Source organism: Sphingorhabdus sp. M41 (assembly GCF_001586275.1).
Classification (GTDB): Bacteria; Pseudomonadota; Alphaproteobacteria; order Sphingomonadales; family Sphingomonadaceae; genus Parasphingorhabdus.
This window is the reverse complement of sequence record NZ_CP014545.1, coordinates 2,755,311-2,766,825: the sequence shown is the minus strand read 5'-3', so window position 1 is coordinate 2,766,825 and position 11,515 is coordinate 2,755,311. Positions and strand designations below refer to the sequence as shown.

General features: G+C 57.5%; 11 protein-coding genes. 5 read left to right on the top strand and 6 right to left on the bottom strand.

Annotation, left to right across the window (positions count from 1 at the left end; translation table 11 throughout):
* From gspG to gspM, 3 genes are read left to right on the top strand one after another with little or no spacing between them, the layout of a single operon-like run.
* Window positions 1–474 carry a type II secretion system major pseudopilin GspG gene (gene gspG / locus AZE99_RS13100; RefSeq protein WP_067201941.1) on the top strand — a complete coding sequence of 158 codons (474 nt, stop codon included), beginning with the start codon at window positions 1–3 and terminating at the stop codon, window positions 472–474.
* Window positions 475–486: 12 nt separating this feature from the next.
* Window positions 487–1,611 (top strand): hypothetical protein, encoded by a 1,125-nt coding sequence (locus AZE99_RS13095; RefSeq protein ID WP_067201938.1) that lies wholly within the window; start codon window positions 487–489, stop codon window positions 1,609–1,611.
* A complete protein-coding gene (gspM, locus tag AZE99_RS13090; protein ID WP_067201935.1) occupies window positions 1,608–2,081 on the top strand; it encodes a type II secretion system protein GspM in 474 nt (157 codons plus the stop codon). The genes AZE99_RS13095 and gspM overlap by 4 nt, the downstream gene beginning before the upstream one ends.
* 19 nt (window positions 2,082–2,100) lie before the next feature.
* On the opposite strand, the gene AZE99_RS13085 is transcribed toward gspM, so the two are convergent.
* Window positions 2,101–3,186, bottom strand: a complete 1,086-nt coding sequence (locus tag AZE99_RS13085) for an acyl-CoA desaturase (protein ID WP_067201933.1) — start codon at window positions 3,184–3,186, stop codon at window positions 2,101–2,103.
* Between the two features lie 336 nt (window positions 3,187–3,522).
* Window positions 3,523–4,254 (bottom strand): hypothetical protein, encoded by a 732-nt coding sequence (locus AZE99_RS13080; protein ID WP_067201931.1) that lies wholly within the window; start codon window positions 4,252–4,254, stop codon window positions 3,523–3,525.
* 168 nt (window positions 4,255–4,422) lie between these two features.
* On the opposite strand from AZE99_RS13080, the gene AZE99_RS13075 reads away from it, so the two are divergent.
* Together AZE99_RS13075 and AZE99_RS13070 are read left to right on the top strand one after the other, a co-directional pair.
* On the top strand, window positions 4,423–5,820 hold the full coding sequence (locus tag AZE99_RS13075; protein WP_067201929.1) for a cytochrome P450: 1,398 nt from the start codon (window positions 4,423–4,425) through the stop codon (window positions 5,818–5,820).
* 223 nt (window positions 5,821–6,043) lie between these two features.
* Complete coding sequence (locus AZE99_RS13070; protein WP_067201925.1) at window positions 6,044–6,415, top strand: DUF4345 domain-containing protein; 372 nt, start codon at window positions 6,044–6,046, stop codon at window positions 6,413–6,415.
* On the opposite strand, the gene AZE99_RS13065 is transcribed toward AZE99_RS13070, so the two are convergent.
* The 4 genes from AZE99_RS13065 to AZE99_RS13050 form a co-directional block, all read right to left on the bottom strand.
* Complete coding sequence (locus tag AZE99_RS13065) at window positions 6,412–6,747, bottom strand: low molecular weight protein tyrosine phosphatase family protein (protein ID WP_067201922.1); 336 nt, start codon at window positions 6,745–6,747, stop codon at window positions 6,412–6,414. The genes AZE99_RS13070 and AZE99_RS13065 overlap by 4 nt on opposite strands.
* Window positions 6,744–9,815 carry an excinuclease ABC subunit UvrA gene (gene uvrA, locus AZE99_RS13060; RefSeq protein WP_067201919.1) on the bottom strand — a complete coding sequence of 1,024 codons (3,072 nt, stop codon included), beginning with the start codon at window positions 9,813–9,815 and terminating at the stop codon, window positions 6,744–6,746. Before uvrA ends, AZE99_RS13065 begins: the two co-directional genes overlap by 4 nt.
* A gap of 283 nt (window positions 9,816–10,098) precedes the next feature.
* The gene (locus AZE99_RS13055; protein WP_067201917.1) at window positions 10,099–10,395 is read right to left on the bottom strand and encodes a hypothetical protein; all 297 of its coding nucleotides are present in this window, start codon (window positions 10,393–10,395) and stop codon (window positions 10,099–10,101) included.
* 9 nt (window positions 10,396–10,404) lie between these two features.
* On the bottom strand, window positions 10,405–11,424 hold the full coding sequence (locus AZE99_RS13050; protein ID WP_156472268.1) for a hypothetical protein: 1,020 nt from the start codon (window positions 11,422–11,424) through the stop codon (window positions 10,405–10,407).
* Window positions 11,425–11,515: the final 91 nt, after the last annotated feature.

Sequence of the window (11,515 nt, the reverse complement as noted above, 5' to 3'; positions counted from 1 at the left end):
ATGACGACCGAAATCGACAATCATGAAGAGCAGCGGACCCCGGAAGCAAAGCCGCGCAAAAAGCGCAATGGCTTCACTCTGGTCGAGCTGATGGTGGTGATCTTCATCCTCGGCCTGCTGACGACGATTGTCGTGATCAATGTGCTGCCCAGCCAGGACCGCGCGATGGTGCAGAAGGCGCGGGCGGATATTGCAACGCTCGGCCAGGCGCTGGAAATGTACCGGCTCGACAATCTCGGCTATCCTACTTCCTCTGACGGCCTGCAGGCGTTGATTGCGCCACCGGCTTCGCTGGCGACCACCGCGCGCTATCGGCAGGGTGGCTATATCAAGAAGCTGCCCGAGGATCCGTGGGGACGGCCTTATCAATATGACAATCCCGGCCGTCAGGGTCCCGGTTTTGATCTTTACTCGCTGGGGGCCGACGGGGCGCCGGGCGGCGAAGATGACAATGCCGATATTTACGCCGAATAAGACCAGCAGCGCGTGAACCCTGATATTCTCCTGATTGCCTTTCCGGCCACCGATGACGAGGCGCTCTATTGGTGGCACGTCAAGGATGGCGCGGTACAGGCATGGGGTTGTGACCCGGACCCGCTCCTGGCTTCGCAAGCCTATGGGCCGGATGTGGCGCAGGCGGATGTGAGCGTGATCGCGCTGGTGCCGTCGCATCTGACCACGATCATGGCGCACGATCCGATCAGCGACGCGACGCCAAGTCAGGCGCTTGCTGCAGCGATCATGGCCGCCAGAGCCCAGAGCCTGGAAAGCGAGAAGGTTCATATCGTTGCGACGGTCGATAGCGCGGGGGACTTGGTCACCGCATCGGTCGGACGGGATATATTGTCATCCGGTCTGGTTCGCCTGCAGGCACTGAATCTCGATCCCGATGCGATCATGCCTTCCGGCTGGCTGCTGCCGGCGGCCAGCGAGGGAGCGGTGTCTGCGGATTTCGGGTTTGACCGCGTTGTCCGTGCGGAAAATATCATTGCCGTGGACGATCCTGCGCTCAGGGAGTTTCTTTTTGCCGACCGGACTGTCCAGCCGATTGCCGGCGATGCTTTTGATATGATGCTGGTCGGTGCCTCCAAGAAAAGCGACCTTAACTTTCGCAGCGGGCCGTTTGCGAAAAAGACGCAGCGGGCGATGGATGCGAAGCAAAAGCGTTGGCTCGGCTGGATGGTGGCAGCGCTGGTCGTCGTCTCGCTGGCCATTCCGCTGGTCCAGCTGGCCCAATATCACTGGGTGGCCAGCACGGCGGATGAAGCGGCTCTGGCCAGTGCTGCGTCTGTGGTCGGCGAGCAGGAGAATCCGGACAGCGCCGAACGGGCGCTGGACCAGCGGCTGATCGCCGAAAATCGCGGCAATATCATGTTTCCGGTTCCGGCCTCGGCACTCTATTCCGCGCTGCAACGGGTGCCCAGCGTGTCGATCACCCGCATGGCTTATGCAGACAACGGGATCGTGTCGGCTACGTTGTCCGCTGTTCGTAACGAGGATATCAATCCGGCGCTGCTGGCACTGCAGGAAGCGGGATTCGTCATCACCGCAACCCCGCGCACCGATGCAACAGGTTCGGCGCAGGCGGATATTACGGTGAGGGCGCCATGATTGACAATGCAAGAAACTGGTTTGTCGGGCTCAGCCAGCGGGAAAGGATATTGGTCGGGGTCGCCGCTCTGCTGTTGGCGGGACTGGTCGGCTATTATGGTGTCGCACGGCCGATGTTCGGCGCGATGACATCCGCTGAAGAGCGCTATGTCGGTGCGGTTGAACGGCAGGCCCGGATTGAGGCTAAAGTCGCTGCGCTCCAGCAACCTGTAGACGGGAAAGTAGCAAAATTTGGTGGCGCGATCGATAGCTTCGTCAGTCAGAGCGCCGGCGAGACCGGGATCGCCGTCGGCTCCGTGGTCCTGCAGTCGGAAGGTCGAGTGAATTTGGTAGTTGAATCAGCCAAGCCGACCGCGCTGTTCGGCTGGCTGGCCCGGGTCGAACGGGAGGGAATCGCGGTCGAGGCGCTCAGCGTAAATCCGACCGGCAATGGAACCATCTCGGCGACGCTGACTTTGCGGTCCCACTAGCGGTAGCGATTTTGTCCTATCACTCGGCGGGTTCGGTGTGACGCAGTCTGGTTGCAGGGAACATCACGCCGCCATCGTCGGCTGACATCACTTCCGGTTCGGCCATATTGGCTTTTGCGACCTTCGCGTTTTTCAGGATCCATTCGCCCTTTTCATTGCGAATATAGGCTGGTGCCCGCTGGACGTTCCAGACCAACCCCATTTTTTCCCATGCATAGATGATCTGGCCGTTAAGATCGAATTCCCACCATGCGATTTTCGATGATGCGGCGCGCGGGTGCTGGTGATGGTTGTTGTGCCAGCCATCGCCAAAGGTCATCCAGGCCATGAACCAGTTGTTGCGTGACCCGTCCTTGGTCTCGAACCGCTGCGAGCCAAAGACATGACCGATGCTGTTCACGCCCATGACGAAATTCAGGAAGAAGAAGTTCCGAAAAAAGCCGCCGATCAGGATGGTGCCGATGATATGTTCCGGTCCGCCGAAGGCCAGCGCCCACAAAGCGGGCAAGATAATGCTCGAGAAAATCGCGATCGACCAGCGATGCTTGTGGCACCATAATACTTGCGGATCGTCGATCAGGCCCTTGCCGTAAACCTTCATGTCTGATGTCGTATTATCGAACAGCCAGCCGAAATGAGCGATGCCGAGCCCTTTGAGTTTTCCCATTTTCTTGCCGTGGCCGTCGACATAGGGGCTGTGCACATCGCCAACATCATCGGCGAAAGCATGATGGCGGCGATGGTCTGCGGCCCATTTCAGTACCGAAGCCTGACAGGCCATTTGTGCCATGATGCCAATCGCGAGGCGCATTTTTGGCCCGGCCTCAAAGGCGCGGTGAGTGAAATAGCGGTGATAGCCGATGCCGACGCCCATGTTGATCAGTGCAAAACCGAACAGAAAGGCAGACCATTCGACCCAGCCGGTAGCATGGGTGAGGGTCCAGTACAGGGCGCCAAGAGAGCCCAGCACCATCGAAGAGAGCAATATGCCATATTCGAGCCGCTTCGCCCGCGCAGCCGGTCCGCCAATGATGACGCCATGCTGTGGATGCTTTTCCGACGGGGTGTATTCGTCGGGTTGAATGTCGCTAAATGCAGTTGCCATCGACCATATTCCTCGAAACCTGAGAGGGAACCTTAGGATATAGGCTATTTACGATGATTACAATTGTCTTAACCATTCGCCCGCTCTCGTGGCAGAAAGCCGTTCATTCTGCGCAGATTTGCTCAGTTGATTTAGCCATTCGCTGGGAATCAAGATGAGATGCCAAGATGCGGCGATCGGTCCCGAACCGGGAATCAGGTTGAACGATTCCGCTGCTATACTAAGGCGGGTCCGTCCCGGCACTTTTCGCGAAACATAGCAGAAGTCCCAGGGACAAACTTGCCGGCACGGCTCATGCACGGGACGGGGGTCTCGGCTAATAAACGTCAGGACGAGCTATTCGTCGCTGATGCGTTCGCGCTCGCTGCGGCTCGTTCTGGGTGAATAGCGGGGACGTTCCGGACGGGGAGGTCTGGATGTCTGAACGGGCGGGGGAGCCGGCTGTGGGCGGGCCTGCCGCTGTTCGACGGCTTGTGCCGGACGGCGATCTGGACGGCCCGTCCGATCACCGCGGTTGCGATCCTGGGTGGTCTGCGCGGAGCTGTCGGGCCTGACTATTCTCGTCGTCGGGCGATTGCTGCGTTGGTCGCGGGTAGCGCGATTGTCACGGACATTGTCATTGCCGCGATAATTGCTGCGCCTTTGCCCTCCGACGCCGTCGCCCCGCTCATAGCGATGGTCACGCCGCTCGGCGTGCCGGTTCGGGTTCGAGTGGCGTTCTCTGAAATATCGTCCACCATATGTGGCGCGCTGCCGGGCCCAATAACGCCGGTCATTGTCGCGCATCGCAAGCCGCCTGCCCCCACGATCGAAGATATAGATGCCGTATCCGGGATAATAATATTGATCATACCAGCCGCCGCCATAGCCGATATTGGCAAAGCCATAGCCATAGTCGCAGGCATAATAGTCGTCGAACGGCGCGTAGGGATCGCAGTCATAGCCTGCGTTGTTGACATAGCCGTCGCCATAATAGCCGGCGCCGCCATAGATGCAGCCGCTCAGGCTCAACAATGCGCCAGCCGCCACAACAGACTTCAATAGTCGGGGCATCGCAAATTTGCTCATGGTCATTTCCTAGAAATCGGGCCTGCGCCTTCGGCTACAAAGGGTTCGATTTTAATATTGGTACGAGACTTAATTCATCGCGATTGAATAGCTTATGAATGGAGTCACTTGCTGACACTGGTGAAAGTAGTTAATGAGTCGATTAAATAACAGTTTAGGAGCTCTCCCTTGGCCACTATCGCAGAAAAACCGCATGGATATCCCTATCAGGAAAGCGCCAACCCGCATTGGGTGAAGCCGCCGAGCCAAGAACAGCTGGCACATATCCCCGGGGAACAGGGCTTGCCGATCGTTGGAACCACATTGAAGGTCATCAAGGATCCGATCGGGTTCGGTCAATATATGTTCCAGCGCTATGGCTCGGTCTATCGCACTTATAGCTTCGGCAAGCAGAATGTCATGATGCTCGGTGCCGACGCGACCGAACTGGTGATGTTCAACAAGGACAAGATTTTTTCCAGTGAACAGGGCTGGGGACCAGTGCTCAACAATCTTTTCCCGCGCGGATTGATGCTGATGGATTTCGAGCGGCACAGAGCCGATCGAAAAGCGCTCTCCGTGGCCTTCAAACCCGGCCCGATGAAACATCATTGCGAGGTACTCGGCACCGGCATCCTGGACCGCGTTGGTGACTGGAGCGGTACCGAATTCGAATTTTATCCGGCAATCAAGTCGCTGTCGCTTGATACTGCAGCGAGCGCCATTCTCGGCATTCCCTGGGGACCGGAAGCGGACAAGATCAACGAGGCCTTTGTCGACGAAGTGCAGGCTTCGATCGGTGTTGTTCGCAAGCCCATCCCGTTCACCAAGATGTGGAAGGGCGTGAAAGCGCGCGAATATCTGCTCGAATATTTCACGCCGCAGGTGAAAGAACGGCGCGCCAAGGGCGGCGAGGATATCTTCACCCAGATCTGTCTTGCAACCCATGAAAATGGCGAGTTGCTGACCGAGGACGAAGTCGTCGATCACATGAACTTCCTGATGATGGCGGCGCATGACACGATCACCTCTTCGGCGACCAGCATGACCTATCTGCTTGCCAAGCATCCCGAATGGCAGGACCGCTTGCGCGAGGAATGCCTGTCGGTTGCACCGGCCGGCACGGTGCTCACCATTGAACAGCTGGGCAAGCTGCAACTGACCGAAATGGCGTTCAAGGAAGCGCTGCGCATGATTCCGCCAGTGCCGAGTATCCCGCGCCGTGCGCTAAAGGATTTTACGTTCCGCAACTATACGATCCCCGCGGGCACCAATATTGGCATCAGCCCGCAATTTGTCCACAAGATGGAAAAGCATTGGCCCGACCCGGACAAGTTCGATCCGTTGCGTTTCACGCCGGAGAATTCGGCCGGTCGGCACAAATATGCCTGGGTGCCGTTTGGCGGCGGCGCGCATATGTGCCTGGGACTTCATTTCGCCTATATGCAGATCAAGATATTGATGCACGCGATGCTGACCCAGCATCGTGTGGTTCTGCAAGGCGGGCCGGATTACGAACCCAATTGGCAGGTCTTCCCGATCCCGCAACCGAGAGACGGGCTGCCGGTGCGACTCGAGCGGCTTTAGTCGCGGAGCCGGGTCCGCTATCTGGCGGCGATCATTGGAAAAATTTGCTGGCCCGGCAGGGGAGAGCGAAATTGACAGCCTGACCCTGCCGTGTCACTCTTAAGGTCTAAGCACGGGGGATCATGATATTTTTTCGGATATATCGTCCAGCCGATTCCGGGGGCCTAGGGTTGCAATGAGCCTTTTTCCTTGAGGGGAAAAGGCACAATAGGGGAAAAACAAAATGGTAGCATTTCGCATTGTCACGATATTGATCGGCCTAATCCCGCTCTGGTTCGGAGTGAACGGTATATTTTGGGGTGCGACCGAACATATGGGTGCGGAACCGTTCAGCAATGCGATGGACAACCAGTATCGCTATCTTTCGGGCGTCTATATTGGCGTCGCCATCATGATATTCCACAGCGCTGGCGATCTGCGGCGCCGGGCCAATCTGTTCCGCTTTGCGATGCTGTTCTTCTTCATCGGCGGCTGCGCGAGAGCCGTGTCCTATCTTACCGTGGGGCCCCCGCCGACCGAACAGATTGCCGCGATGGCTGTTGAACTGCTGTCACCGTTGCTACTGCTCTGGCAGGCCAAGGCGCTCCGTTATTAGGAGAAATATTCCGGAAATCTGGATTTGATGATCGCCACCAGGTCCGGGTTCATGAACTTGTAATTGTCCGGAATGGCCAGGTTGCGAACCGGCTTGTCCTTCAGCAGTCCGCCGAATTTCTGCGTGATCTTTTTCCTGTGGGCGGTCTCCATCACAAAGATCCGGTCCGCCCAGATAATCAGATCACCGGATAGCGGCGTCTCGGCATCGTTGTTTGTGCCGGCCGAGATGGCCGTCACTGCCTCCACGCCGTTCAGCACCGCTTCGGCGGTCGGACTGCGCAGTCGGTTGCGGGAACAGACAAACAGAAGCTGCGCAGTATGGCCGCTCACTTCGCGAGCATGTCCTTCAGATAGCTGCCGGTATAGCTTGCCTTGACCTTGGCGACCTCTTCCGGCGTGCCTTGCGCGACGATTTCGCCGCCGCGCACGCCGCCTTCGGGGCCGAGATCGATAATATGGTCGGCGGTCTTGATGACGTCGAGATTATGCTCGATCACGACCACGCTATTGCCCTGTTCGACCAGCTGGTGGAGCACCTGCAGCAGCTTGCGCACATCCTCGAAATGCAGGCCGGTGGTCGGTTCGTCGAGAATATAGAGCGTCTGTCCGGTTGACCGTTTCGACAATTCCTTGGCCAGCTTGACCCGCTGCGCCTCGCCGCCGGACAGGGTGGTCGCCTGCTGGCCAACCTTTACATAGCCGAGGCCTACTTCGTAGAGCATGGCCATCTTGTCACGGATCGGCGGGACCGCCTTGAAAAAGCTCACCGCATCCTCGACCGTCATGTCGAGAATATCGGCGATCGATTTGCCCTTGAACTTCACTTCCAGTGTCTCGCGATTATAGCGTTTGCCGCCGCATTCCTCGCAGGTCACATAGACATCGGGCAGGAAGTGCATCTCGATCTTGATCAGCCCGTCGCCGCGGCAGACTTCGCAGCGGCCGCCCTTGACGTTGAAGCTGAACCGGCCCGGTTTGTAGCCGCGGACCTGCGCTTCGGGCAGGCCGGCGAACCAGTCACGGATATTGGTGAAAGCGCCGGTATAGGTCGCCGGGTTGGAACGCGGTGTACGGCCGATAGGGGACTGGTCGATATCGATGACCTTGTCGCAATATTGCAGGCCGGTAATTTTCTCATGCGCGCCAGCAATCACCCGCGCACCATTGAGCGTCCGTGCCGCCGATGCGTAGAGCGTGTCGATGGTCAGCGAGCTTTTGCCCGAGCCCGACAGGCCGGTGATGCAGGTGAAAGTGCCGAGCGGGATCGAGGCGGTGACATTCTGCAGATTGTTGGCGGTCGCGCCGTGTACGGTCAGCTTCTTGCCATTGCCCTTGCGCCGCTTGGCCGGAACCTCGATTTCGCGCGTGCCGTTGAGATAGGCAGCGGTCAGCGATTTCTTCGATTTCAGGATCTGCTTGAGCGTTCCTTCGGCAACGACCTCGCCGCCATGGACACCGGCGCCCGGGCCCATGTCGACAACCCAGTCTGCGGTGCGAATGGCGTCTTCGTCATGCTCGACCACGATCACCGTATTGCCGAGATCGCGCAGCCGCTTGAGCGTGGTCAGCAGCCGGTCATTGTCGCGCTGGTGCAGGCCGATGCTCGGTTCGTCGAGTACATAGAGCACGCCGCTCAGGCCAGAGCCGATCTGGCTGGCGAGACGGATGCGCTGGCTTTCGCCGCCAGATAATGTGCCGCTGGTCCGGTCAAGATTGAGATAGTCGAGGCCGACATTGTTGAGGAAACCGAGACGCTCGATTATTTCCTTGAGGATCGGTTCGGCGATCTGGCTCTGGGTCTTGTTCAGCTGTGCGCCGAGACCCTCGAAAAATTCCAGGGCATCGCCGACGCTGCGTCGGGTTGATATACTAATATCCTCTCCCGCAATCTTGACCGCCAGCGCTTCCGGCTTGAGCCGCGCGCCGTGGCAGGTTTCGCAGGGAGCCGCGGCCTGGAACTTGGCCAGCTCTTCCTGCATCCAGGCGCTTTCAGTCTGCAGCATACGCCGCTTGAGATTGCCGACGACGCCCTCGAACGGCTTCTTCACTTCATAGGATTTGCGGCCGTCCTGAAAGCGGAGGGTTACGGGAAGGCCCTGCGTGCCATTGAGAATGACATCCTGATGATGCTCGCTCAACTCATTCCAGGGGGTTTCCAGATCAAATTCGAAATGGCGCGCGAGGCTGCCGAGCACCTGCATATAATAAGGCGAGGGCGGGTTGGACTTGGCCCAGGGCACGACCGCGCCCTTCTTGATGCTCAGCGCCGGATTGGGGACAATCAGCTGCGTATCGAAATGGAGCTTCTCGCCGAGGCCGTCGCAGGACGGGCAGGCGCCTTGCGGGGCGTTGAACGAGAACAGCCGCGGCGCGATTTCCTCGATGGTGAAGCCGCTGACCGGGCAGGCGAAGCGTTCAGAAAAGACGATGCGGTTCGGCGGGAGGCCGGTGCCTTTCATCTTGCCTTGCGGGGAATTCGGATTCTGTCCGTTCGCCTCGAGCGTAGTCGAGAGGCGTGTCTCGACTACGCTCGACACGAACGGTGTTTGTGCTTCTGCGACGCCGGGTCCTTCGACAGGCTCAGGACGAATGGGTTTCGTTCCCGCACTATCGTCTTCACTCTCCGTTCGTGCTGAGCTTGTCGAAGTACGATTGGCGAGCGCCTCCTCAACCGTACCATCAGCCAAATCCACAAACGCCAGCCCGTCCGCCAGCCGCAACGCGGTCTCGAAACTGTCGGCCAGCCTTTGCTCCATGCCTTCGCGCACCACGAGACGGTCGACCACCACCTCGATGTCATGCTTGTATTTCTTGTCGAGCTTCGGTGTTTCCTCGATATCGTAAAATTCGCCATCGACCCGCACCCGGGTAAAGCCGGCCTTCTGCCACTCGAGCAATTCCTTGCGATACTCGCCCTTGCGGCCACGGACCACGGGCGCGAGCAGGAAGAAGCGGGTCTTTTCGGGCAGGGTCATCACCCGGTCGACCATCTGGGACACCGTTTGAGCGGTGATCGGCAGGCCGGTCGCGGGCGAATAGGGGATTCCGGTCCGCGCCCAGAGCAGCCGCATATAGTCGTAAATCTCGGTCACGGTGGCGACGGTCGAGCGCGGATTGCGGCTCGTGGTTTTCTGCTCGATCGAGATCGCCGGCGACAGGCCCTCGATATGCTCGACATCGGGCTTCTGCATCATCTCGAGAAACTGGCGCGCGTAAGCGCTGAGGCTCTCGACATAGCGTCGCTGCCCCTCGGCATAGATGGTATCGAACGCAAGGCTCGATTTGCCGGAGCCGGACAGGCCGGTGATCACGATCAGCTTTTCGCGCGGAAGCTCGATATCCACGCCCTTGAGATTATGCTCGCGGGCGCCTTTTACTTTGATGTGGGTCAGACTCATGAGCGTGCTTTGCAGAAGATGCCGGAGAGAGTCCAGCGGGCCAAAAGGACAGGGTGGTCCGCGCTATATGTTCAATGTTTGTTCTGTTTTCAAGGGGGAGATATCCGGAACGACCCGAACATGATTCATCTCTAGCGATAGCGTGTAAAGCGGGCACCCTTCTTGGCCGATCATTTGGCAAGGTGCGTGTGTACAGTTATGACGAACCTCACCAAGCTTGCCTCGTTTTCACGACTTATATTGAATTGGTTTTTATCCAGCCTGAGTCGCTGAAATAAAAGGGCTAGCGATAAACTTTAATTACCGCCTTGCCCTCTACGCCTTCGATAAAGGCCGTGCCCGCAATGACAAGTTCTTTGCCGTCCGGTGCCGCCTCTCCTTCTCTTTTTAAAATCACAACATCGGGCGGTGGATTCCAAAGAAGGTGGGCAGAAAAAGTTTGAAGATTTGATTCTCCGTCTTCCTCGACATCGACGGCCTGAAGATCGACAATCCGCCCGATTCGGGATTCGACATCGTTAATTCGCTCTTCTAGCTTCTCGAGTGTGAGATTGGCATCATGCGGGACCGTGACCTGCATATTGAACTCCTATGGTTGTATGGGGGTTGAGAATCCGAGTTTCGCGAGCTCTTTCTCGAGAGCTTCAATCTCGGCTGCTGTGCAGAAATTACGTTCCGCACCGCTACCGATCATGGCCGATGCCATCGCAAGGGAGATTTTGTCGATGTCCTCTTGCGTCCCGGCGAAGGCAAACCCGGGTGGCACAGAGATGCCAAACGGCTCCGCAAGCTTGGCTAGTCCTTCACGACCTGCACGCTTTTCCGCAGGTGTCCTGCCGGACTCGGCTGCTTTTATAGTTGGTCCGATTAGCTTTTGGATCGAGATAAGCTTCGGGCGTAGCACAGCATTTGGCTCGCACTTGTATTCCACGATATTCATTCGATCCGTTTCCGCGGCTGCAAGTTCTTGGCTGGCCGTCTCGGTAACCCGCGTTACAGCCCTCATCAATGTCCCAACATGCTGGTAACGTCGCAAGTCGCGAATGGCAGCCTCAATGGTGTAGTCAGCCGCGGATTGCTGCTTCTTCGCAATGATCTCGGTTTCAACTCTTGTTCGTCCGGCGTCCATCGTGACGATCAGTGCTGGAAGAGTTCGATCAAAATAGAGGTTTTTGTCTATGGCGGACCTTAGTCCGGCAAAACCAGATATGACGGTCGCTAAATCGTCCGCCACTTCCTCGAACAGAGATGCGGTTGAAGCCAGTCCGATAATTGCAGCATCGAAGCCAAGGGCCAGCTCTATTCCTTCAGAAAACAGTCGCGTTGAGTATTTTTCATATTGTTTGTCGATTTGACCCATATAATGGTCAACGACGCGGTTGCGAAACTCCCGTTTTCGATCATCGTTATCGATCCCTACATAGTGAGTGATGATTTCCTCTCTAGTAGTCAGGGATTTGTCAGGTGCCGCTATGAGGGCGGCGTTAGACTCATCCAGTACATTGATCGGCGCACCCCTCATGGTCGCACACCCACTCAAACCAACCGCGCCAAGCGCGACTGCCAAAACAGGTGTTCTTAAAATAGTAGAATGCAATAGCCGCTTCATAGACTGCCCCCAATCCATTGTTTCCGATAGCGACCATTTTTTGGTTTCGTAATTGGTAACACAATATTACCTATCCTCAAAATATCGCCGC